This is a genomic window from Mycobacterium paragordonae, from assembly GCF_003614435.1.
GTDB classification, from domain to species: Bacteria; Actinomycetota; Actinomycetes; order Mycobacteriales; family Mycobacteriaceae; genus Mycobacterium; species Mycobacterium paragordonae.
Window position 1 is genome coordinate 4,011,445 of sequence record NZ_CP025546.1, and the last position, 22,622, is coordinate 4,034,066.

Annotated in this window: 21 protein-coding genes; 16 read left to right on the forward strand and 5 right to left on the reverse strand. The window is 68.3% G+C overall.

Annotated elements, in window-relative coordinates:
* The first annotated feature begins 95 nt into the window (after positions 1–95).
* The 5 genes from C0J29_RS18275 (at position 96) to C0J29_RS18295 (ending at position 4,435) form a co-directional block, all read left to right on the forward strand.
* On the forward strand, positions 96–770 hold the full coding sequence (locus tag C0J29_RS18275; RefSeq protein ID WP_065043730.1) for a DUF3043 domain-containing protein: 675 nt from the start codon (positions 96–98) through the stop codon (positions 768–770).
* A 14-nt stretch (positions 771–784) separates the two neighbouring features.
* Positions 785–1,318, forward strand: coding sequence for a bifunctional adenosylcobinamide kinase/adenosylcobinamide-phosphate guanylyltransferase (locus C0J29_RS18280; RefSeq protein WP_120793138.1), 534 nt, complete (start codon positions 785–787; stop codon positions 1,316–1,318).
* Positions 1,315–2,397, forward strand: a complete 1,083-nt coding sequence (gene cobT, locus C0J29_RS18285) for a nicotinate-nucleotide--dimethylbenzimidazole phosphoribosyltransferase (protein ID WP_120793139.1) — start codon at positions 1,315–1,317, stop codon at positions 2,395–2,397. Before C0J29_RS18280 ends, cobT begins: the two co-directional genes overlap by 4 nt.
* Complete coding sequence (locus C0J29_RS18290) at positions 2,394–3,134, forward strand: adenosylcobinamide-GDP ribazoletransferase (RefSeq protein WP_120793140.1); 741 nt, start codon at positions 2,394–2,396, stop codon at positions 3,132–3,134. The genes cobT and C0J29_RS18290 overlap by 4 nt, the downstream gene beginning before the upstream one ends.
* 95 nt (positions 3,135–3,229) lie before the next feature.
* A complete protein-coding gene (locus C0J29_RS18295) occupies positions 3,230–4,435 on the forward strand; it encodes an IS30 family transposase (protein WP_065048717.1) in 1,206 nt (401 codons plus the stop codon).
* Positions 4,436–4,504: 69 nt separating this feature from the next.
* Here C0J29_RS18295 and C0J29_RS18300 read toward each other — a convergent pair whose 3' ends face one another.
* Positions 4,505–5,623, reverse strand: a complete 1,119-nt coding sequence (locus C0J29_RS18300) for a branched-chain amino acid aminotransferase (protein ID WP_120793141.1) — start codon at positions 5,621–5,623, stop codon at positions 4,505–4,507.
* Positions 5,624–5,676: 53 nt separating this feature from the next.
* Positions 5,677–6,780: a glycine cleavage system aminomethyltransferase GcvT gene (gene gcvT, locus C0J29_RS18305; RefSeq protein WP_120793142.1), complete on the reverse strand. Its 1,104-nt coding sequence runs from the start codon at positions 6,778–6,780 to the stop codon at positions 5,677–5,679.
* A gap of 13 nt (positions 6,781–6,793) precedes the next feature.
* On the opposite strand from gcvT, the gene C0J29_RS18310 reads away from it, so the two are divergent.
* Both C0J29_RS18310 and C0J29_RS18315 read left to right on the forward strand, forming a co-directional pair.
* On the forward strand, positions 6,794–7,948 hold the full coding sequence (locus C0J29_RS18310; RefSeq protein WP_120793143.1) for an adenylate/guanylate cyclase domain-containing protein: 1,155 nt from the start codon (positions 6,794–6,796) through the stop codon (positions 7,946–7,948).
* A gap of 115 nt (positions 7,949–8,063) precedes the next feature.
* Entirely contained in the window at positions 8,064–9,614 is a 1,551-nt protein-coding gene (locus tag C0J29_RS18315; RefSeq protein WP_371872408.1) for a leucyl aminopeptidase, read from the forward strand.
* Positions 9,615–9,762: 148 nt separating this feature from the next.
* Here C0J29_RS18315 and C0J29_RS18320 read toward each other — a convergent pair whose 3' ends face one another.
* Positions 9,763–10,227: an SRPBCC family protein gene (locus C0J29_RS18320; protein ID WP_120793145.1), complete on the reverse strand. Its 465-nt coding sequence runs from the start codon at positions 10,225–10,227 to the stop codon at positions 9,763–9,765.
* A gap of 166 nt (positions 10,228–10,393) precedes the next feature.
* On the opposite strand from C0J29_RS18320, the gene C0J29_RS18325 reads away from it, so the two are divergent.
* A complete protein-coding gene (locus C0J29_RS18325; RefSeq protein ID WP_065163906.1) occupies positions 10,394–10,738 on the forward strand; it encodes an aminopeptidase in 345 nt (114 codons plus the stop codon).
* Here C0J29_RS18325 and C0J29_RS18330 read toward each other — a convergent pair.
* Positions 10,735–12,516 carry an SDR family oxidoreductase gene (locus tag C0J29_RS18330; protein WP_065043719.1) on the reverse strand — a complete coding sequence of 594 codons (1,782 nt, stop codon included), beginning with the start codon at positions 12,514–12,516 and terminating at the stop codon, positions 10,735–10,737. The genes C0J29_RS18325 and C0J29_RS18330 overlap by 4 nt on opposite strands.
* Positions 12,517–12,746: 230 nt before the next feature.
* Here C0J29_RS18330 and sucB point away from each other — a divergent pair, with 230 nt between their 5' ends.
* From sucB to C0J29_RS18350, 4 genes are all read left to right on the forward strand, one after another.
* Positions 12,747–14,576 (forward strand): 2-oxoglutarate dehydrogenase, E2 component, dihydrolipoamide succinyltransferase, encoded by a 1,830-nt coding sequence (sucB, locus tag C0J29_RS18335; protein ID WP_120793146.1) that lies wholly within the window; start codon positions 12,747–12,749, stop codon positions 14,574–14,576.
* A gap of 16 nt (positions 14,577–14,592) precedes the next feature.
* Positions 14,593–15,504 (forward strand): TIGR01777 family oxidoreductase, encoded by a 912-nt coding sequence (locus tag C0J29_RS18340; protein WP_065043717.1) that lies wholly within the window; start codon positions 14,593–14,595, stop codon positions 15,502–15,504.
* Between the two features lie 110 nt (positions 15,505–15,614).
* Complete coding sequence (locus tag C0J29_RS18345) at positions 15,615–16,367, forward strand: flavodoxin family protein (RefSeq protein ID WP_065043716.1); 753 nt, start codon at positions 15,615–15,617, stop codon at positions 16,365–16,367.
* Positions 16,368–16,414: 47 nt separating this feature from the next.
* A complete protein-coding gene (locus tag C0J29_RS18350; RefSeq protein WP_120793147.1) occupies positions 16,415–17,074 on the forward strand; it encodes an RraA family protein in 660 nt (219 codons plus the stop codon).
* A 13-nt stretch (positions 17,075–17,087) separates the two neighbouring features.
* Here C0J29_RS18350 and C0J29_RS18355 read toward each other — a convergent pair whose 3' ends face one another.
* Positions 17,088–17,444, reverse strand: coding sequence for a DUF1622 domain-containing protein (locus C0J29_RS18355; protein ID WP_065043714.1), 357 nt, complete (start codon positions 17,442–17,444; stop codon positions 17,088–17,090).
* A 60-nt stretch (positions 17,445–17,504) separates the two neighbouring features.
* Between C0J29_RS18355 and lipB the strand changes: the two genes are divergently transcribed.
* From lipB to C0J29_RS18375, 4 genes are all read left to right on the forward strand, one after another.
* Positions 17,505–18,194 carry a lipoyl(octanoyl) transferase LipB gene (gene lipB / locus C0J29_RS18360; protein WP_120793148.1) on the forward strand — a complete coding sequence of 230 codons (690 nt, stop codon included), beginning with the start codon at positions 17,505–17,507 and terminating at the stop codon, positions 18,192–18,194.
* Positions 18,191–19,126, forward strand: coding sequence for a lipoyl synthase (lipA, locus tag C0J29_RS18365; protein ID WP_065043712.1), 936 nt, complete (start codon positions 18,191–18,193; stop codon positions 19,124–19,126). Before lipB ends, lipA begins: the two co-directional genes overlap by 4 nt.
* Positions 19,127–19,152: 26 nt before the next feature.
* Complete coding sequence (locus C0J29_RS18370) at positions 19,153–19,905, forward strand: DUF4191 domain-containing protein (RefSeq protein WP_065043711.1); 753 nt, start codon at positions 19,153–19,155, stop codon at positions 19,903–19,905.
* Positions 19,906–20,282: 377 nt separating this feature from the next.
* Positions 20,283–22,619: a PE family protein gene (locus tag C0J29_RS18375; RefSeq protein ID WP_120793149.1), complete on the forward strand. Its 2,337-nt coding sequence runs from the start codon at positions 20,283–20,285 to the stop codon at positions 22,617–22,619.
* Positions 22,620–22,622 lie beyond the last annotated feature (3 nt).

A 22,622-nucleotide genomic window follows, 5' to 3' on the forward strand; every position in this document is an offset into this window, starting at 1 on the left:
GTTCATCACAGGCCAGCGTAGGTGTACACGCTGTTCGCCGTACGCAATACAGCCGCAATTAAGCAGGCTCACACAAGCGAAGTAACCTGACGACTGTGAAGCTGCTGGGCCGCAACAACGATCATGACGAGGGCGACGACGCGCCGGCCGCGCCGGACCAGGGATCCGTGGCGGCGGAGACGGCGGCTCGTGGGGGGCGGACCGGCCCCAAGGGCCGTCCCACACCCAAGCGCAACGAAGCTCGCGGCCGGAAGGGTCCGGTCGCCCCGGCGCCGATGACGGCGTCCGAGGCGCGGGCCCGACGCAAGTCAATGGCCAGGCCGAAGCTCAGCCGGGAGGAACGCCGCGCCGATCGCCTGGCCGGCCGGGCCAAGATGTCGGATCGCCGGGAGCGGATGATGGCCGGCGAAGAGGGCTACCTGCTGCCGCGTGACCAGGGTCCGGTCCGCCGCTACGTCCGGGATGTGGTGGATGCCCGGCGCAATGTGCTCGGCCTGTTCATGCCGTCGGCCCTGGCGTTGCTCGCGTTCATGTTCGCGTTGCCGCAGCTGCAGTTCTACATGTCGCCGATCATGCTGGCGCTGATGGCGCTGATGACCCTCGACGGGATCATCCTGGGCCGCAAAGTGGGCCGGCTGGTGGACGCGAAATTCCCGAAGAATACCGAAAGCCATTGGAAGCTAGGCATTTACGCTGCTGGTCGCGCCTCGCAGATGCGCCGGATGCGCGCTCCCCGACCCCAGGTCGAACGTGGTGCCCGTGTCGAATGACCAGTTGATCTGACGTGCGCACGCTGGTACTCGGCGGCATCAGGTCGGGCAAGTCCCGATGGGCGGAGGACGCAATCGCTAACGCGCTGGCACCAGATCAACCGGTCCGCTATCTAGCCGCGGGCTCGCTGGACCGGGCCGACCCGGACTGGATGGCGCGGATCGCCAGGCATCGCGACCGTCGTCCCGGGCACTGGACGACGGAGGAGACCGGCGACGTCGCCCGCGTTCTGCAACAGCCCCCCTCGGTCCCGACCCTGGTCGACGACCTGGGCACCTGGCTGACCGGCGCGCTGGATCGCCACCGGGGCTGGGACGGCGGCTCCGTGGACGAACCGGTGGCACAGCTGCTGCGCGCGGTGCGCGCGTTCGAGTCGACGCTGATGCTGGTCAGTCCGGAAGTGGGGCTGACGGTCGTGCCCGCCACCGCAGCCGGGCGCCGGTTCGCCGACGAGCTGGGCAGCCTCAACCAGCGGGTCGCGGACCTGTGCGAGCAGGTGGTGCTGGTGGTCGCCGGGCAGCCGCTGATGATCAAGGCGCCGGCATGATCGGGTTCGCGCCGGTCTCGGCGCCCGACGCGGACGCCGAGGCCGCGGCCCGCGCCCGACAGGACACGTTGACCAAGCCCCGGGGCGCGCTGGGCCGCCTCGAGGACCTGTCAGTCTGGGTCGCGGCCTGTCAGGGCCAGTGCCCGCCGCGGCAGTTCGACCGGGCGCGGGTGGTGGTCTTCGCCGGCGACCACGGTGTGGCCCGGTCCGGGGTGTCGGCGTATCCGCCCGAGGTGACCGCGCAGATGGTCGCCAACATCGCGGCCGGCGGAGCGGCGATCAATGCGCTGGCTGACGTCGCCGGCGTCACGGTGCGGGTGGTCGACCTGGCCGTGGACTGCGAGGAGCATCTGATCGGGGCCTCGGAAAACTTCGGGGCCAAGTTCAGCGACAAGGTCCGTCGCGGCAGCGGCGACATCGCGGTCGAGGACGCGCTGTCCGAAGACGAGACGGCGCGGGCGATCGTGGCCGGGCAGCAGATCGCCGACGACGAGGTCGACGCCGGCGCCGACCTGCTCATCGCCGGCGACATGGGCATCGGCAACACCACTCCGGCCGCGGTCCTGGTGGCGGCGCTGACCAACACCGAACCGGTCGCGGTGATCGGTTTCGGGACCGGGATCGACGACGCCGCCTGGTCACGCAAAACGGCTGCGGTCCGCGACGCCCTGTACCGGGCGCAGCCGATCGCCGGCGACCCGGTGGCGTTGCTGCGGAGCTGCGGCGGGGCGGACTTTGCTGCGATGGCCGGCTTCTGTGCGCAGGCCGCGATCCGGCGCACGCCGGTGTTGCTGGACGGCATGGCGGTGACGGCCGCGGCGCTGGTCGCCGAACGGCTGGCACCGGGCGCACGGCAGTGGTGGCAGGCCGGCCACCGGTCCACCGAGCCCGGCCACTCGCTGGCACTGGCGGCCCTGGACTTGGAGCCGATTGTGGACCTGCGCATGCGGTTGGGTGAGGGCACCGGGGCCGCGGTGGCACTGCCGGTGCTGCGGGCCGCGGTCGCCACCCTGTCCTCGATGTCGACGTTCACCGAGGCCGGGGTGTCGGGTGCGATCACTCCGCCGGACCCCGCGTGATCCGTTCACTGACAACAGCTTTCGCCTTCGGTACCGTGCTGCCGGTTCCGGGCGCCGCGACCGGCCCGATGGGTCGCGGTGCGCTGACCGCGCTGCCGGTGGTCGGCGCCGCGCTCGGCGTACTGGCGGCGGCCGTGACGTGGGGCGCCGTGGCGGCGTTCGGCCATTCCAGCGCGCTGCCGGGACTGCTCGCGGTGGCCGTCCTGCTGCTGGCCACCCGCGGACTGCACATTGACGGCGTCGCGGACACGGCCGACGGGCTGGGTTGCTACGGGCCGCCGCAGCGAGCGCTGGCGGTGATGCGGGACGGCTCGTCCGGGCCGTTCGGGGTTGCGGCCGTCGTGCTGGTGATTGCTCTGCAAGCGGCCGCATTCACCGCGCTGAGCGCGCCGTCGATCGTGCTGGCGGTGTTTGCCGGCCGGGTCAGCGCGGTGCTGGCCGGCCGGCGGTCGGTCCCGGCGGCCGAAGGCAGCACACTGGGCGTCCAGGTCGCGGGTTCCCAGCCGGTGTGGGCGGTGGTGGCGTGGCTGGCCGTGCTGCTCGCCGTCTCGGTGCCGGTCGGCCCGCGGCCCTGGCAGGGGCCGGCAGCCGCGGCGCTGGCGGTGTGCTGCGGGGCGGTGCTGGTGCGGCATTGTGTGCGCCGATTCGGCGGCATCACCGGCGACGTGCTGGGTGCCACGATCGAGCTGACCACGACGGTGTGCGCGGTGACGCTGGCCGGGTTGGTGCGCTTCTGACGGCGGGTCCGCTCGCGCCGAGCGTGAAGCTGGCTTCACGCTCGTGCGGGTGGATTCATACGGTCAGTGCAACATCCGTGGATTTAGGGGTTGCGATGCCGAGTGGATATCCGCATTCGAAGTGGGTGCGTCGGGAGTTCTTTGATCGGGTGTGCGGCGGTGTGCCGGTGCACCGTGCCGCCAAGGCGATGGGCGTGTCGACAACGCGTGCGTGGATTTGGTGGCGTGATGCTGGGGCGATGCAGCTCGTCAATGGCGGTAGGAATGCTTGCGGTTTAGCAAACCCAGGTGATTGGTCAAGGCGGCCGGGAGGTCCGGGTCGCAGGATCTGCGGCGAGGAACGCATCGAGATCATGCGGTTGCGTGATGCAGGGCTCTGCGCTGCTCAGATCGGACAGCGTCTGGGGCGCCATCGCTCTACGATCGGTCGTGAGTTCGAGCGGAACAGCTTGCCTGATGGGGATTATCACGCGTTGATGGCGCATGCTCGAGCTGCTGAACGAGCGCGCCGGCCCAAGGGATTCAAACTGGTTGATCATCCACTGTGCGCGGCCATCGAGGCTTGGATGGAGCAAGGTTGGAGCCCCAAGCTCATCGCTGAGGTGTTGGCTCGTGATCATCCTGGTGACAAGCTGGCCAGGGTGAGCCACGAGACCATCTACCAATGCTTGTATGTGCAGACCCGTGGCAGTTTGCGCGCTGACCTCAACAAATGCCTGTCCACCAAACGAGCCAGCCGCAAACCGCGCGGTCGCAACACCAGCCGTGGGGTCTACAGCAGCGGTGAGGAATTCACCATCAGCGACCGCCCTGCCGAGGTCGCCGACCGTGCGGTGCCTGGTCATTGGGAAGGCGACCTGATTGTGGGGCCCAACAACAGCGCTATCGGAACCCTCGTCGAGCGCAGCACCCGATTCACTATCTTGCTGCACCTGCTTGGCGATCGCAGCGCCGAAACCGTCGCCACCGCAATGATCGAGGCGATGAAAGAATTGCCCGAGCATCTGCGGCGCTCGATCACCTGGGACCGAGGCAGCGAAATGGCCAACTGGCGCGACATTCAGCTACAGCTGGGGACCCCGGTCTATTTCTGTAACCCCCACTCACCCTGGCAGCGCGGCAGCAACGAAAACACCAACCGCCTCCTACGGTTTTGGTTCCAAAAAGGCAGCGACCTCAGCGGCTACACCAAAGCTGACCTCAAACACATCCAAGACACCCTCAATCGCCGACCCCGCCCCACCCTCAACCTCGACACCCCCGCCCAGCGCCTTTACGTCCTACTCCACCAAGCCGCCTAGGCCATGTTGCACTGACCACTTGACAATGAGGCGCCAGCGTGAAGCTGGCCGCACGCTCGGCAGGGCGTACTAGCCCAGTCGGGACATCCAGCCGTGCGTGTCGGCGAACGTGCCCCGCTGGATCCCGGTCAATGTGTCGCGCAACGCCATCGTCACCTCGCCGGATTCGCCGTCGGCAATGGTGAACTCGCCGTCGCCGAACTTCACCCGCGAGACCGGGGTGATGACGGCCGCGGTGCCGCAGGCGAACACTTCGGTGATCTCACCGGAGGCGGCCTTCTTCTCCCACTCCTCGATGTCGATCTTGCGTTCCTCGACCGTGAAGCCGGCGTCGATGGCCAACTGCAACAACGAGTCTCGGGTGATGCCGGGCAGCAGCGAACCGGACAGCTCGGGGGTGACCAGCCGTGCCGAGCCGCCGCTGCCGAGCACGAAGAACAGGTTCATCCCACCCATCTCTTCGACGTAGCGACGTTCCACTCCGTCCAGCCACACCACCTGGTCGCAGCCATGCTCGGCGGCCTGCGCCTGGGCGAGCAGCGAGGCCGCGTAGTTGCCCCCGAATTTGGCGGATCCGGTACCGCCCGGACTGGCCCGCACGTACTCGGTCGACACCCAGACCGTGACGGGACTGATGCCGCCCTTGAAATACGCACCGGCCGGCGAACCGATCAACAGGTAGCGGTATTCCTTGGCCGGCCGCACGCCCAGGCCGGGCTCGGTGGCGATCATGAAGGGGCGCAAGTAAAGTGCCTCTTCGCCGCCGGCCCTGGGCACCCACTGATTGTCGACGGCGATGAGCTGGCGCAACGACTCGAGAAACAGGTCGTCCGGGAGTTCGGGCATCGCCAGCCGCCGCGCCGACGACCGCATCCGGGCAGCGTTGGCGTCGGCCCGGAACGCGACCACGGAACCGTCGGCCCACCGGTAGGCCTTGAGCCCCTCGAACACTTCCTGTGCGTAGTGCAACACGATGGCCGACGGGTCCAGCTCGATCGGGCCGTATCCGAGGACGCGCGCGTTGTGCCAACCCTTGCCTCCCGAATCCGGCGCCGTGTAATCGATCGAGACCATGTGGTCGGTGTGGTACTTGCCGAAACCGGGGTCCGCGAGAATCGCTACCCGCTCGGCCTCGGTGGCGGGGTTCGCCGCGCGTGACACCGTGAACTCGAGAGGGCCGCTGGTCATGGGGCTGATTCTATAACCTTGCGCGAACGGGTTTTTGCCACGCGCATCGGCGGCTAACGCGTTTTCAGGTCGACAAACGGTGTACGTACCACTTCACAGTCGACGGCGCGACCACGGACATCGACGGTGATTTGCTGGCCGTCCTGCACTCCGGCGTCGGAGTCGATGAGGGCCAGCGCGATACCCAGCTGCAGAGTCGGCGAAAAGGTGCCCGACGTGGTGGTGCCCACCGGCTTGTCCCCGTCGAGCACCGTCAGCCCTGCTCGCAGCACCCCGCGGCCAGTGGTTCGTAGTCCGCGCAGGAGCCGTCGCGGGCCGGCTTCCTTCTCGGCCAGCAGCGCGTCACGGCCGAAGAACGCGTCCTTCTTCCAGCCGATCGCCCAGCCGCAGCGAGCCTGCAGAGGTGAGATGTCCAGCGACAGCTCATGACCATGAAGCGGGTATCCCATTTCGGTGCGCAGGGTGTCGCGCGCGCCCAGACCCGCGGGCTGTCCGCCGGCGTCAGCGACCGCCGCCACCAGCGCGTCGAACACCACTCCCGCCGAATCCCACGGCGGCAGCAGTTCATACCCGTGCTCGCCGGTGTAGCCGGTGCGGCAAACCCGAACCGGCACACCCGAATACGTCGCGTCCGCGTAGCCCATGTAATCCATCTCGCTCGGCAGCCCCAGTGCGCTGAGCACCTCGGTGGAGCGGGGTCCCTGGACGGCGAGCACGGCGTAGTCGCGGTGCAGGTTGGTGATGGTCAGCTCCGCTGGCGCCGCGGCCTGCAGCGCCTCCACCACCGCCGCCGTGTTCGCGGCATTGGGTACCAGGAAGATCTCGTCGTCGTCGACGTAGTAGGCGATGAGGTCGTCGATGACGCCGCCGGATTCGTTGCAGCACAACGTGTATTGCGCCTTGCCCGGACCGATGCGGCGTAGGTCGTTGGTGAGTGCGGAGTTCACGAACTGTGCGGCGCCCGGACCGCGCACCAGTGCCTTACCCAGGTGGCTCACGTCGAACAGACCGACGGCGTTGCGGGTTGCGTTGTGCTCGCCGACGGTACCGGCGTACGACACCGGCATCAGCCAGCCGCCGAACTCGGCGAAACTCGCTCCGAGTTCGCGATGGCGGTCTTCCAGTGGTCCCTTGAGCAACTCCGACGCATCGGTCACGGGCGTCACCCTAATGCTCGTGACGGCTGGCACACTTGGGCAGGTGTTCGATTGGGATGCGATGGAGGCCGCCGGAATCGCCAACCCGCGCGAGCGCGCCGACCTGATCAAGTATCTGGACGACCTCGGCTTCACCCTCGGCCAGATGGTGGAGGCCGAACGGCGAGGCCGGCTGTTCGGATTGGCCGGCGATGTTCTGCAGTGGTCGGGCCCCCCGATCTACACCGTGGCGGCGGCCGCCGAGCAACTCGGATTGACCGCCGAACAGGTCGCGCACGCCTGGGGGCTGCTGGGTCTGACCTTCGCCGGTCCCGACGTTCCGGCGCTCAGCCAGGCCGACGTCGATGCGCTGGCGACCTGGGTGGGACTGAAGGCGGTAGTGGGCGAGGAGGGCGCACTGGGCCTGCTGCGAGTACTCGGCGCCGCGATGGCCCGACTCGCCGAGGCTGAGTCGACGCTGATCCGCGCCGGCACCCCGGATATCCAGATGACACACACCAAGGACGAGTTCGCCACCGCGCAGGCCTACCGCTCCGTCGCCGAGTTCGTCCCGCGGATCGGGGCGCTGATCGACATCGTCCACCGCCACCATTTGACCAGCGCGCGGACCCACTTCGAGGGTGTCATCCGGGACACGTCGTCGAGTGTGGTGTGCGGCATCGGTTTTGCCGATCTGTCGGGTTTCACGGCGCTCACCCAGGCGCTGACCCCGGCCCAGTTGTCGGAGTTGCTCAACGAGTTCGCCGGAGCGGTGTCGGACGTGGTCCATGCCGACGGCGGCCGGGTCGTGAAGTTCATCGGCGACGAGGTGATGTGGGTGAGCGCGGCCCCCGAGCAATTGGCGCAGGCCGCGGTTGACCTCGTCGAGCACCCGCAGGCGCGCGCGGAGGGCCTGCAGGTCCGCGCCGGTCTTGCCTTCGGGACCGTCCTGGCGATCAACGGCGACTACTTCGGCAATGCGGTCAATCTGGCCGCGCGCCTGGTGGCCGCTGCGGCCCCGGGCCAGATCCTGACGGATGCGGTGCTGCACGAGCAGCTGCCGGATTGGCCCGCGAAACCGCATGGCCCGCTGGTGTTGAAGGGCTTTGACGAACCGGTGCCGGCTTTCGAACTCCGCGCCGGTGGCGGCGGAGAGGTCGGCCCGGCCGGTCTGCGGTGCGCGACGTAGCCACATCGTCGGCCCCGCATCATCGCCCGACCCGCACTCTCCCCCGAGCTGGGAGGCGCCCTCACCTCCGGCCGCTCACTCATCCGGCATCGTCGCCCGACTAGGGTTATTGGCCGTGACCACCACCTCTTCGGGCTTTCAGGCTCCCACCGTCAACGTCGCGACATCCCTGCCCAAACGCGGTGTGGGTTCCTCGGTTCTGCTGGTACCGGTCGCATCGACCGGCGGCAAGGACGAACCGGGCGCCACCGTCGCCGCCGGTACCGCGTTGCTGCCGGCCGATGCGGTGGCCGAAATCGAGGCCGGCCTGAAGGCGCTGGGCGCCACCGGCGGGAGCGAGCAGGTCCACCGACTGGTGGTGTCGTCGCTGCCGGTGGCCAGCGTGCTGACGATCGGCCTGGGCAAGCAGCGTGACGAATGGCCGAGTGACCTGGTCCGCAGGGCTTCCGGCGCCGCGGCGCGATCACTCGGCACCGCCGACGCCGTGATCACCACCCTGGCCGAACTGCCGGGTGATGGCAGCTGTGCGGCCGCGGTCGAGGGCCTCATCCTGGGCAGCTACCGGTTCAGCGCGTTCCGCAGCGCCAAGACCGCACCCAAAGACCCGGGGCTTCGCAAGCTCACCGTGCTGTCGACGGCTCGGGACGCGAAGAAGCAGAGCGCATACGGGACGGCCGTCGCGACCGCGGTGGCCACCGCCCGCGATTTCGTCAACACCCCGCCGAGCCACCTTTTCCCAGCCGAATTCGCGGCGCGGGCAAAGGCTTTGGGCGAATCGGCGGGCCTGGAAGTAGAGGTGCTGGACGATAAGGCGCTGAAGAAGGCGGGCTTCGGCGGAATCATCGCGGTCGGTCAGGGTTCGTCAAGGTTGCCCCGGCTGGTGCGCTTGATCCATCGAGGCTCGCGACTGGCCAAGAACCCGAAGCGGGCGAAGAAGGTGGCCCTGGTCGGCAAGGGCGTCACCTTCGACACCGGCGGGATCTCGATCAAGCCCGCCGCGTCGATGCACCACATGACCTCCGACATGGGCGGGGCGGCCGCGGTGATCGCGACGGTGACGCTGGCCGCCCAGCTGCAGCTGCCGATCGATGTCATCGCCACGGTGCCGATGGCCGAGAACATGCCGTCGGGCACGGCGCAACGCCCCGGCGACGTGCTGACCCAGTACGGCGGCATCACCGTCGAGGTGCAGAACACCGATGCCGAGGGCCGGCTCATCCTGGCCGACGCCATTGTCCGGGCGTGTGAGGACAATCCCGACTATCTGATCGAGACATCCACCCTGACCGGCGCGCAGACGGTGGCCCTTGGTGCCCGTATCCCGGGGGTGATGGGCAGCGACGAGTTCCGCGACCGCGTCGCCGTGATCTCACAGCGGGTGGGCGAAAACGGTTGGCCGATGCCGCTGCCCGACGAGCTCAAGGACGACCTGAAGTCGACGGTGGCCGACCTGTCCAACGTCAGCGGACAACGGTTCGCGGGCATGTTGGTGGCCGGGGTATTCCTGCGGGAGTTCGTCGCCGACGCGGTCCAGTGGGCGCACATCGACGTGGCCGGTCCGGCCTACAACACCGGTAGCCCGTGGGGATGCACGCCCAAAGGCGCAACCGGCGTCCCGACCCGCACCATGTTCGCCGTGCTCGAGGACATCGTCAGCAACGGGTAAAGCGCGTCGACTCGCCAGCAGCGACCGCACGACCCGCTTCGCCTGGCGACGGGCCCACCCGTGCCAGACGTCGGCCGCCAGCGCCGCGTTGGCCGCGTTGCGGCCGCAGGCGCCGTGCACCGAGCCGCCCGCATCAGCCGCGTCACGGCTAATTGACCTGGCTGGTCTTGAGGCGTTCGGCCAACGCCGCGAGGCGCCACAGGCACTCACGATTGCGCGGATAGACAGCCGCCAGGGCCATCCGGTCGGGCAGCAGGCTGGCCGGCCCGGTGACCGGCACCTCGATCATCTCGATCCGGCAACCATCCGGAATATCGCTGAGCCGCAGTGTGATTCGGGCTGCGCCGAACAGCCCGACGCGGGCCTTCAACACCAGTTCCTCACCCGGCGTGCAGCTTTCGACCTCCGTCTTGTCGTTGATCACCAGCGGCCACACCCCGACCGAGTGCTTGATGGCCGAGCCGGGCTCCGGCCAGTTCGAGTCGACGGCGCGAGTCCGGCTGTTGCCGACCACCCATTGCGTGTACGTCCAGCCGTTGGCGATCACGTCCCACACCGCCTGGCGGGACGCCGACACGTCTCGGATGGTGGTCAATTCCTTCGTCAAAGTCATGCCAAGTCCTTCCCGCGTTGTCTCTCTACGTTGGAATCACCACCGCGGGGTACCCCGGCCGCCGGAAAGTACCGCAAACGAGGTCTGGCAAACATCGCAGCGTTTAGCTGGAAACCGCCGCGGCTACTACAGCAGCAGCAAGATCCTCCTCGGTAAAGGCCGAAAAGTGACTGTACGACGGTTAATCATCGCGGTGAGTGCCGTGCTCTTGGTAGCCGGCGTCATTGGCTTGCTGGTGCCGGTCCAGGTATCCAACAGCAACGGCGGAACGGTGTCTTGCGGAAACGGGTTCGCCACGGACCTCTCCGCAGCCCGGGCCGCCAATAACCGTAACGGCGCCAATATCCCGATCCTCAACGAGATCATCCCCCACACCGACTTCGTCGCCCAGTGTGATTCCGCGGTGTCGAGCCGGCGGATGTGGACGATCCCGTTAACGGTGATCGGCATCGTCGGTGTCGCCGGGGCGCTGCTGGTACGGCGCACCAGGGGCGCGCCGGCCGGCGTCTAGATCACCTTCATCCGCGCCGTGCTGCGCAATGCCTGGGGCAGCACGCGCGACACGCCGTAGAGCGCGTAGGCCTCGAAGGTGACCGGCCGGATCGGCTTGTTCTTCTTGACCGCGGACACGATCGCGTTGGCCACCTTGTCCGGCCCGTAGCTGCGCAGGTCGAACATCTTGTCCAACTGTCCCCGACGTCCGTCGACCTTCTCGTCGTCTGGTGTGCCGGCGTGGAATTGCGTGGTCGCGATGATGTTGGTGTCGATGACCCCGGGGCAGATCGTGGTCAGACCCACGTCGGCGGCATCGAGTTCGGCCCGCAGGCAGTCGGAGAACATGAACGTCGCGGCCTTGGAGGTGCAGTACGCGTTGAGCGACTGCAGCGGGGCGTAGGCCGCCATCGACGACACGTTAACGATGTGCCCGCCGGTGCCGCGCTCGACCAGGCGCTTACCGAACGCACGGCAACCGTTGACGACCCCGCCGAGGTTGACGTCCAGCACTCGGTCGAACTGCTCGGCCGGAGTGTCCAGGAATCCGCCCGCCTGGCCGATGCCGGCGTTGTTGACGACGATGTCGGGCAGCCCGTGCTCGGCACAGACCCGCTCGGCGAATGACTCGACGGCGTCGGTGTCGGAGACGTCCAGCACGTAGGAGTGGGCGACCCCGCCGCGCGCGGCGATCTGCGCGGCGGTCTCCTTAACGGTCGCCTCGTCGATGTCGCTGATCACCAACTCGGCGCCCTCGCGCGAGAATGCGAGCGCGGTTTCGCGGCCGATGCCGCTGCCCGCCCCGGTCACCGATACCAGCGTGTCGCCGAAGTAGCCGCGGGGGCGGCCCACCTGCGCCCGCAACATCGCCCGGCTCGGCTGCTTACCCTCGGTCAGGTCCGCGAAGTCGTGCACCGCGGCGGCCATCACCTGCGGGTGCGACATCGGCGAGAAATGGCCGGCCCGGATGTCGCGACGCCACAGCCGCGGCACCCAGCGGGCGGTCTCGTCGTAGCCGTGCGGCCGCACGTACTTGTCCTTCGTGTTGACGATGAGCTGCACCGGCGTGTCGATGACGCGCACACCCTGACGGCGGAATTTGCCGGAAAACGAGCGCCAATAATTGGCGGGATAGGTCTTCACCGAGGTCGCCGCGTCGCTGGGCAACTTGTCGGAGTGGCGAATCTGCTCGACCGGGATGTTGTCGACGATGCTGCGCCGCACCGCGGCACTCGACAGCGCCAGCCGCAGCAGCAGCGGCGCCAGCAACGGGACCGAGAAGAAGGCCATGTAGGTCAGCCGGAGGACCTGGCTGATCGCCTGAGCGAGTTTGCGGACCCGCCACGGCTGGCGCAGGGCACCGAAGATGAATCCGACCAGCTGATCCTGGGCCGGGCCGGACACCGAGGTGAACGACGCCACCCGGTCCGAAGCGCCGGGCCGGCTGAGGTACTCCCACACCGCCACCGAACCCCAGTCGTGGGCCAGCACGTGGACCGGCTGGCCGGGGCTCAGCTCGCTGATCACGGCAGCGAAGTCGTCAGCCATCCGGGCGGTGCTGTACGCGGACACCGGTTTGGGCGCCGACGACATACCGACACCGCGATTGTCGAACCGCAGGACCCGAAATCGCTGCGCCAGCAACGGAACAACGCCGTCCCACAACACATGTGAGTCCGGCCAGCCGTGCATCAGCACGACCGTCGGTCCCTCGCGGTTGCCCTCCTCGTAGACGGCGATCCGGACACCGTCCGCGCTGTCGACGAACTGCTGGGGTGCATGTTGTGTTGCCGGCATCAAACCTCCGCCACCTGCGACTTGTCCTCGGGAACCAGTGGCCACACCGTAGCAAGAGCGACTGTCGCGACACGCACTCGAAGTCGCCGCGCCCTGAATGTGGGTGGCCGGTGGCAGAGTGAAAGGATAAGTTTTGACCTCGACATGGGTTGCCCACCCGGTTCCTGACGGTGTGGTAAGCCAGAGGTCGACCTGCGCCGATCCGACGACCGTTCGAGGAGTCAACTCAGATGGCCTTCTCCGTCCAGATGCCGGCACTTGGTGAGAGCGTCACCGAGGGAACGGTCACCCGCTGGCTCAAGCAGGAAGGCGACACGGTCGAAGTCGACGAGCCACTCGTCGAGGTCTCGACCGACAAGGTTGACACCGAGATCCCGTCGCCGGCCGCCGGCGTGCTCACCAAGATCATCGCCCAGGAAGACGACACGGTAGAGGTCGGCGGCGATCTGGCCGTCATCGGCGACCCGGGCGATGATTCTGGGCAGGACTCCAGCCAGGACGGCGGTCAAGACGCCGGCCAGGACTCCTCGGAGCCGGCCCAGGAAGAGTCGCAGGAGGAGCCCGAGGAGTCTTCCGCAGCCGAGGAGTCGGCGCAGGAGGAGCCCGAGCCCGAACCCGAGCAGGAGAAGTCGGGCGGCGGCGGCGACGCGACGCCGGTGTTGATGCCGGAGTTGGGCGAGTCGGTGACCGAGGGCACCGTGACGCGGTGGCTGAAGAAGGTCGGCGACTCGGTCCAGGTGGACGAGCCGCTGGTGGAAGTGTCCACCGACAAGGTGGACACCGAGATCCCCTCACCCGTGGCGGGCGTGCTGGTGAGCATCACCGCCGAGGAAGACGACGTGGTTCAGGTCGGCGGCGAACTGGCCAAGGTCGGCAGTTCCGATTCCGGCTCCGCCTCGACCACCAAGCCGAAAGCCCAGCCCAGCGAGGAAAAGGCGGCGGCCGAACCAGAACCCGAACCCGAGCCGGAGCCGGAGCCAGAACCCGAGCCCGCGGCCAAGAAGGAACCCGAACCCAAGCCGGAGCCCAAGGAAGAACCCAAACCCGAGCCCAAGAAGGAACCCAAGCCGGAGCCAGAACCCGAGTCTTCGTCTGACGGCGGCCCCTACGTGACGCCGCTGGTGCGCAAACTGGCCACCGAACACAACGTCGACCTGGCCGAGGTGACCGGCACCGGCGTCGGCGGCCGGATCCGCAAGCAGGACGTGCTGGCTTTTGCTGAAAGGGAAGCGGAGAAGAAGCAGCAACCCAAGGAAGAAGCCAAGCCGGCCGCCCAGCCTGCGGCTCCCGCGGCCAAGCCCGCGGCCGCGGCCGCTCCGGCCCCATCGCTGGCACACCTGCGCGGAACCAAGCAGAAGGCCAGCCGGATCCGGCAGATCACCGCTGCCAAGACGCGCGAGTCTCTGCAGGCCACCGCCCAGCTCACCCAGACCCACGAGGTCGACATGACCAAGATCGTGGCGCTGCGCAACCGGGCGAAGGCGGCGTTCGCCGAGCGGGAAGGGGTGAACCTGACCTTCCTGCCGTTCATCGCGCGGGCGGTGATCGATGCCCTCAAGATCCACCCGAACGTCAACGCCAGCTACAACGAGGAAACCAAGGAGATCACCTACTACGACGCCGAGCACCTCGGGTTCGCCGTCGACACCGAGCAGGGCCTCCTCTCCCCCGTCATCCACAACGCCGGCGATTTGTCCCTGGCCGGCTTGGCGCGCGCGATCGCCGACATCGCCAACCGCGCACGCACCGGCAACCTCAAGCCCGACGAGCTGTCCGGCGGCACGTTCACCATCACCAACATCGGCAGCCAGGGCGCACTGTTCGACACCCCAATCCTGGTGCCGCCGCAGGCGGCCATGCTGGGCACCGGGGCCATCGTCAAACGCCCCCGGGTGATCGTCGACGAACTCGGCAACGAGTCCATCGGAGTCCGGTCGGTCAGCTACCTGCCGCTGACCTATGACCACCGACTCATCGACGGTGCGGACGCCGGACGCTTTGTGACCACGATCAAGCACCGACTCGAAGAGGGAGCCTTCGAGGCCGACCTGGGGCTGTAAGGAGGACTCCCGAACCGTGGCCAAAGCGGTGATCGCGATTGCGGGTTCGTCTGGCTTGATCGGTTCGGCGCTGACCGCGGCGCTGCGCGCGGCCGACCACGACGTTCTGCGCATCGTGCGTCGCACCCCGGCGAATTCCGAAGAGCTGCACTGGAATCCGGAGAGCGGTGAATTCGATCCGGACGCGCTCACCGACGTCGACGTGGTGGTCAACCTGTGCGGCGTCAACATCGGCCAGCGCCGCTGGTCGGGCGCGTTCAAACAGAGCCTGCGCGACAGCCGGCTCGCGCCGACGGAAGTGCTGGCCGCCGCCGTCGCCGACGCGGGGGTCGGCACACTGATCAACGCCAGCGCGGTGGGCTACTACGGCCACACCAGAGACCGCGTGGTCGACGAATCCGATGCCGCCGGTCGGGGGTTCCTCGCTCAACTCTGTGTGGACTGGGAGGCCGCCACCCTGCCGGCCCAGTACGAGGGTGTCCGCGTGGTGCTGGCCCGCACCGGTTTGGTGCTCGCCCCCTCGGGCGGCGCACTGCGAATGATGCGACCGGTGTTCTCGGTCGGCCTCGGCGCCCGGCTGGGCAGTGGTCGTCAGTACATGTCGTGGATCAGTCTGGAAGACGAGGTCCGCGCGCTGCTGTTCGCCATCTCCCACCCGACGTTGTCCGGCCCGGTGAACCTGACCGGACCGGCGCCGGTGACCAACGCCGAGTTCACCACCGCCTTCGGCCGTGCGGTCAATCGCCCGACGCCGATGGCCGTGCCCGGTTTCGCGGTGCGCGCGGCGCTGGGGGAATTCGCCGACGAGGGTCTGCTCACGGGCCAACGCGCCATTCCGACGGCCTTGGAGCAGGCGGGTTTTCAGTTCCACCACAACACGATTGGCGAGGCACTCGCTTACGCCACGGCCCGTCGCGAGCAGGATTAACTACCCGCGCCGAACCCATTTCGCACCAGCGGCTTCTGCGGTATCTTCCTTTCCGGCGTGTATCAGCCGACGCCTCGGAGCTACGGACCAAGTGAGACCAATGGAGACCAGTGACTGCCTCGGTTTTTCATGACGTGAAAAAGGAGGGGCCGCTCTACGCACTCTTCCTCAACTGCACCCTGAAGAAGGGGCCGGAGGTTTCCAATACCGAGGCGCTGTGCAATTTGCTCATCGAAAGACTGCGGGCCCACGAACCGGACATAGAAACAGAGATCGTCCGCGTCGTCGATTACGACGTGAAGCCCGGCATCGGCAACGATGAAGGCGACGGCGACGAGTGGCCGGTCATTCTGGAAAAAGTCAAGCGCTGCAACATCATCGTGCCCGCCATGCCCATCTGGATGGGGGTGCGCTCGTCGGTGATGCAGCGGGTTATCGAACGTCTGGACGGCACCACTAAGACGGTGATGTGCGAGCGCACCGGTCAGTTTCCGCTCTACGGAACGGTCGCCGGGTGCGTGGTCACCGGCAACGAGGACGGCAGCCATGACTGCGTCGCCAATACCTTCGCGAACCTGCTGCACTTCGGGGTGACGGTGCCACCCAACACCGACCTCTACTGGGTGGGCGATGCCGGGCCGGGTGCGAGCTATATCGAAGCAGGTGGCGAACTGTCGCCCTACGTGCGGCGCAACGCCGAACTGACGGCGCTCAACCTGCTCTTCGGTGCGAAGCTGCTGCGGGACAACCCGTACACCATCAACATCGCACGGCACAACGCAATCATGATGCAGCGCAACGAAGTCAAGGCCGCCGCGATGAAGCTTGCCATCGGCTACCTGCGCGAAAACATGCCGGATTGATCGATCGTTTCGAAAAGCTTTGTCAGTCAACGAGAAAGGTCGGTGTTATGGGACTGGCCGAGTTGGTCGCGGGTCTCGGTGTCGCCGATGTGGTCGACGCGATGACGATGACGCACCAGCACCGCGCACACATCATCGAACTGGACAGCCCGGATCCGAGCCGCGTCCTCATCGGCCCGGCCCTGACGATTTCATATCTTCCCGTGCGCAAGGACCTGATGGATCCGGAGAAGCACAGCCTCGGCCCGGCCATCTACCGGGCCGTTGGCACGCATGACCCCGCCGGCGCCGTACTGGTGATGGCGTCCAACGGCTACCCGCACACCTCCCTGGGCGGTGGCACCAAGCTCAGCAGGGTGGAAAACCTTGGGATGGCAGGCATTCTCGCCGACGGCATGCTGCGCGACTACGAAGAACTCAATACGTACCGGTTCGCCACCTACAGCCGTGGGGAAACCGTGCGCGCCGGCGGCAACGAGATCCAGCCCTACCTGGCCGACGTTCCGATCGCCGTCGGCGGGGTCACCGTCGTGCCCGGTGATGTCATCTTCGCGAAAGGCTCTACGGCCGTGGTGATCCCGGGTGCGCAGGCCGAGGCGATCCTGACCAGGGCGCGCAACATCATGCACAAGATGGACGCCGTCAAGGAGACCCTGAAGAACGAAGACCCCGCGACCGTGCTCAGTCAGGGCAGCGGGGAGCTGTGAACGAAGCCGCGGGCTAGCCGGCCTGCGCCTTCGAATCCGCTTCCCGCCAGGGCCATTTGCCGGTCATCTCTACGGTCAGTGAGAGGCTGAGGAAGGTCCGGATGGCCACGACGCCGGCCAGTGCGGCGACGTGCTGCGTGTTGGGCGTGACGACGATCGTCTTCACGATGTCGCCTGCGACCAGGAATTCCAGGCCGATCAAGATCGCACGTCCGAGGTTGTTGCGCAGGTCGCGGTAAGCCTGGCCGGGCTCGCGCGCGACACGGGTGAGGAACAGCGAACAGGCGATCACGCAGCCGATCACGATCACCGAGACACCTGCGACATCGATGGCCGAGCCGACGTGGTCCACGATCTGCAGCAGATTCATGGCAGGCAGATTAGCGGCTGGTAGAGCCGTTGGGCGGGCGCCTGGCGTAACGTCGCTGAGGTGACGGGTTCAATCCGGTCCAGTGCCGCCCCGATCGATGTGCGGCAGCTCGGCACGATCGACTACCGCGACGCCTGGCAGTTGCAGCGCGAGCTGGCCGACGCCCGGGTCGCGGGCGGACCCGACACCCTGCTGCTGCTGGAGCATCCCGCCGTTTACACCGCCGGCCGGCGCACCGAACCGCACGAACGGCCGCAGGACGGCACTCCCGTCGTCGACACCGATCGCGGCGGCAAGATCACCTGGCACGGCCCCGGACAGCTGGTCGGCTATCCGATCATCGGGCTGGCCGAACCGCTCGACGTGGTGAACTACGTGCGAGTCCTCGAGGAGGCGCTCATCCAGGTGTGTGCCGATGTCGGCCTGGAAACCGGGCGGGTGGACGGACGGTCCGGGGTCTGGGTTCCGGGCGGGCCCGCCCGCAAGATCGCCGCGATCGGGGTTCGGGTGGCGCGTTCGACGACGCTGCACGGGTTCGCCCTGAACTGCGACTGCGACCTGGCGTCCTTCACCACGATCGTCCCGTGCGGCATCACCGACGCCGGGGTCACCTCGTTGTCCGCCGAACTGGGCCGGCGCATCGCCCCGGATGACGTCAGAACCGCTGTGGCTATCGCCGTGTGTGAGGCTCTGGACGGGTTGCTGCCGGTACGGGATCACTTGGCCGGCCGCGTAGCATCGACTACGTGACTGTCGCTCCTCAGGGTCGGAAGCTGCTGCGCCTCGAGGTGCGCAACGCCCAGACTCCGATCGAGCGCAAGCCGCCGTGGATCAAGACCCGGGCCAAGATGGGACCGGAGTACACCGAGCTCAAGAGCCTGGTCCGGCGCGAGGGCCTGCACACCGTCTGCGAAGAGGCCGGCTGCCCCAACATCTTCGAATGCTGGGAGGACCGGGAGGCGACGTTTCTGATCGGCGGCGACCAGTGCACCCGGCGGTGCGACTTCTGCCAGATCGACACCGGCAAGCCCGCCGAACTCGATCGCGACGAGCCGCGCCGGGTGGCCGAGAGCGTGCAGACCATGGGACTGCGCTACGCCACGATTACCGGCGTCGCCCGCGATGACCTGCCCGACGGCGGCGCCTGGCTGTACGCCGAAACGGTGCGGGCCATCAAGGAGCTCAACCCGTCGACGGGCGTCGAACTGTTGGTTCCGGATTTCAACGGTGAGCCCGACCGGCTCACCGAGGTCTTCGAGTCCCGTCCGGAAGTGTTGGCGCACAACGTCGAAACCGTGCCGCGCATCTTCAAGCGGATCCGCCCGGCCTTCACCTACCAGCGCAGTCTCGATGTGCTCACCGCGGCACGCGACTTCGGCCTGGTCACCAAGAGCAACCTCATCCTCGGCCTGGGCGAGACTCCCGACGAGGTGCACACCGCGCTGGCCGATCTGCATGCGGCCGGCTGCGACATCGTCACCATCACCCAGTACCTGCGGCCCACCGCCCGTCACCACCCGGTGGAACGCTGGGTGACCCCGGACGAGTTCGTCGAGTTCGCCCGGTTCGCCGAAGGAGTGGGCTTTGCCGGGGTCCTGGCCGGGCCATTGGTTCGCTCTTCCTACCGGGCCGGCCGGCTCTACGAGCAGGCCCGCGTGGCGCGAACCTCGGCGTCCGGTTAACCGGCGCGTACGTATCCTTAGTGACTATGGCGAAATCCCGAACTGCTGCTGAGAACAAGGCCGCCAAGGCCGAGGCGGCGGCCGCCCGCAAGGCTGCTTCCAAACAACGCCGGGCTCAGCTGTGGCAGGCGTTCAACATGCAGCGCAAGCAGGACAAGCGTCTGCTGCCGTACATGATCGGCGCGTTCGTGCTGATCGTGGCCGTCAGCGTCGCGGTCGGGGTGTGGGCCGGCGGGCTGACCATGATCATGATGATCCCGATCGGTCTGCTGCTGGGCGCGCTGGTGGCGTTCATCATCTTCGGCCGCCGGGCCCAGCGCAGCGTCTTTCAACAGGCCGAGGGTCAGACCGGCGCCGCGGCCTGGGTGCTGGACAACCTGCGGGGTAAGTGGCGGGTGACCCCCGGGGTGGCCGCAACCGGACATTTCGATGCGGTGCACCGGGTGATCGGCCGGCCCGGCGTCATTCTGGTCGGTGAGGGTTCGGCGACGCGCGTCAAACCGCTGCTCGCGCAGGAGAAGAAGCGCACGGCCCGGGTGGTCGGAGAAGTCCCGATCTACGACATCATTGTCGGCAACGGTGACGGCGAGGTCGCGTTGGCCAAGCTGGAGCGTCACCTGAATCGCCTACCGGCCAACATCACCGTCAAGCAGATGGACACGCTGGAATCACGGCTGGCCGCCCTCGGTTCGCGGGCCGGGGCCGCCATGATGCCTAAAGGGCCGCTACCCAACTCCGGAAAGATGCGCGGAGTGCAGCGCACCGTGCGCCGCCGGTAATCACCACCGGGTCGCTACGACCCCCGGCAATTGGGTTTTTGAATTCAATCCGCAGCATTTCCCTGAAATTCGGCCGCTTGACCCAATGGGCACTCACCGAAAGTGACAAGTGCCCGGGTAGCGCCGCTGCCAGCATGTTCAGCGCCGGTTTTGCAGCCATGGCTTTGTAAAGCCGATGTACAAAGAGCACGTCGAATAGCAATAAATGCCATTCTGTATAGCCGCTTCACATTGACCGCTCCGCAAAATATTTTGTTTATAACGTTTTGATAAACATGTGTGAATCCCATCATATTTCCCCGTACGTTTGCGCCTGTTATTTCGGGCAATTCGTAGCGACTCGTCGATAGGCGGGTCCCGACGGTGGGAGGACAGCAGTGTCGTTTGTGATCGTGTCGCCGGAGATCGTGGCGGCGGCGGCTTCGAATCTGGCAGGCATCGGGTCGGCGGTCAGCGCGGCTAACGCAGCGGCCACGACGTCCACCACGGAGCTGTTGGCCGCGGGCGCCGACGAGGTGTCGGCGGCCGTCGCGGCGTTGTTCAACGGGCATGGCGAGATGTATCGCGCCGTCAGCGCCCAGGCAACGGCATTCCACGACGAGTTCGTGCGGGTCCTGACTGCGGGTGGAGTCGCCTACGGCAGCGCAGACGCGGTCAACGCCTCATTGCAGACGATCGAGCAGAACCTGCTCGGCGCCGTCAACGCCCCCACCCAGACGCTGCTCGGCCGCCCGCTCATCGGCAACGGCGCCAACGGGTTGCCGGGCACCGGCCAGAACGGCGGAGCTGGTGGCCTGCTCTTCGGCAATGGCGGCAACGGCGGTTCTGGGGCGGCCGGCAAGAACGGCGGCAGCGGTGGCGCCGCCGGCCTGTTCGGCAACGGCGGGTCCGGAGGCGCCGGCGGCACCGGGGCGAATGGCGGTGCCGGGGGCACCGGCGGGTGGTTCTACGGAAACGGCGGATCCGGCGGCATCGGTGGACTGGGCCTGCCTGGGGCGGGCGGCAGCGGCGGCGCCGGCGGCAACGCGATCGGGCTCATCGGCACCGGCGGGGCGGGTGGAACCGGAGGACTCGGCAATGTCGGTGGCGCAGGCGGCGCCGGCGGCAGCGGCGGCCTGCTGTTCGGCGTCGGCGGCAACGGCGGGGCCGGCGGAGTGGGCGCCAGCGGCGTCGGCGGGGCCGGCGGTCACGGCGGCGACGTCTTCGGGCTCGTCGGCAACGGCGGTGCGGGCGGCTACGGCGGACAAACCGCCGACGGGGCCGCGGCGGCACCCGCAGGTGGTAGTGGCGGCACCGGCGGCTGGCTGTTCGGCAACGGCGGGGCCGGTGGCGCGGGCGGATACAACATCTTCGGCGGCCCGGGGGGCGCGGGTGGGGCCGGTGGCAACGTGCTCGGCCTCATCGGTGACGGCGGCGCGGGTGGCGCCGGTGGCTACACCACGACCGGCTTGGCCGGAGCCGGCGGTGCCGGCGGCGGCAGCGGACATCTCCTGGGCAACGGCGGAATCGGCGGAAACGGCGGCATGGCGACCGCTGTCGGAGGCACCGGCGGCTCCGGTGGCGCCGGTGGCAACGCGCTCACCGTCATCGGCAACGGCGGGGCCGGCGGTCTCGGCGGCAACGGTGTCGCGGGCAGCGGTGGAGCCGGCGGCAGCGCCGGCAACGGCGGCCTGCTGATCGGCTTCGGCGGCAACGGCGGGGCCGGTGGCCTGGGTGCCGCGGGCGTCGGTGGTGTCGGCGGCAACGGCGGAAACGCGATCGGCCTGATCGGCGACGGTGGAGCGGGCGGCGTCGGCGGGCAGAGCGCCTCAGCCGTCGCCCAGGCGGCGGGCGGTGGCAACGGCGGTACCGGCGGCCTGCTGTTCGGCAACGGCGGCGCCGGGGCCGCCGGCGGGTACAACACCCTCGGTGGCGCGGGTGGCGTCGGCGGTCGCGGCGGCAGCGTGCTGGGGCTCATCGGTGATGGCGGTGCCGGCGGCGCCGGCGGCGCCACTACGAACGGAACGGGCGGCGCCGGCGGCGGCGGTGGCGTCAGCGGGCGCCTGTTCGGCAATGGCGGGCTGGCCGGCAACGGCGGCACCGCCATCGCCGCCGGCGGCACCGGCGGGGCCGGCGGCAGCGGCGGCAACTCCGTCGCGCTCGTCGGCAACGGCGGAGCCGGCGGGGTGGGCGGTTACGGCGTGTTCGGCAGCGGCGGGGCCGGCGGCAACGGCGGCACCAGCGGTCTCCTGTTCGGCTTCGGCGGCAACGGCGGACTGGGCGGACTTGGCGGCGGCGTGGCCGGGTTCGGCGGGGTGGGCGGTGACGGCGGCAGCGCGGTCGGGATCATCGGCAACGGCGGCAACGGCGGGCTGGGCGGCTTCGGCTTCAAGGGCGGCGCCCACGGTGGCAGCGGCGGCAACGGCGGCGTGCTGTGGGGCAACGGCGGTGACGGCGGCGGTGGCGGCCAACTCGGCGGTGCCGGTGGCAACGGCGGAAACGCCGGGATGTGGTTCGGTAACGGCGGTGCTGGTGGTGACGGCTATGCCGGCGACAACGGCGTCATCAAGGGCGGCAACGGCGGCAACGGCGGTCGCGCCGCCTCGGGCATCGGTTTCGGTGGCAACGGCGGCAGCGGTGGTCTCAACGCGGGCGCCGGCGGCGGCACCGGGGGTGCTGGTGGCCAGGGCAGCGCGCTGCCGGGCACATCCGGCAGCGCCGGCGCCAACGGGTGAGCC

Excerpts from the sequence above, each read along its gene's own strand:
- sucB (WP_120793146.1), top strand. The coding sequence starts at position 12,747 with ATGGCCTTCTCCGTCCAGATGCCGGCACTTGGTGAGAGCGTCACCGAG.
- C0J29_RS18355 (WP_065043714.1), bottom strand. The coding sequence starts at position 17,444 with ATGAATCTGCTGCAGATCGTGGACCACGTCGGCTCGGCCATCGATGTC.
- C0J29_RS18350 (WP_120793147.1), top strand. The coding sequence starts at position 16,415 with ATGGGACTGGCCGAGTTGGTCGCGGGTCTCGGTGTCGCCGATGTGGTC.
- cobT (WP_120793139.1), top strand. The coding sequence starts at position 1,315 with ATGATCGGGTTCGCGCCGGTCTCGGCGCCCGACGCGGACGCCGAGGCC.
- C0J29_RS18330 (WP_065043719.1), bottom strand. The coding sequence starts at position 12,516 with ATGCCGGCAACACAACATGCACCCCAGCAGTTCGTCGACAGCGCGGAC.
- C0J29_RS18320 (WP_120793145.1), bottom strand. The coding sequence starts at position 10,227 with ATGACTTTGACGAAGGAATTGACCACCATCCGAGACGTGTCGGCGTCC.
- C0J29_RS18370 (WP_065043711.1), top strand. The coding sequence starts at position 19,153 with ATGGCGAAATCCCGAACTGCTGCTGAGAACAAGGCCGCCAAGGCCGAG.
- C0J29_RS18310 (WP_120793143.1), top strand. The coding sequence starts at position 6,794 with ATGCTCGTGACGGCTGGCACACTTGGGCAGGTGTTCGATTGGGATGCG.
- C0J29_RS18300 (WP_120793141.1), bottom strand. The coding sequence starts at position 5,623 with ATGACCAGCGGCCCTCTCGAGTTCACGGTGTCACGCGCGGCGAACCCC.
- C0J29_RS18295 (WP_065048717.1), top strand. The coding sequence starts at position 3,230 with ATGCCGAGTGGATATCCGCATTCGAAGTGGGTGCGTCGGGAGTTCTTT.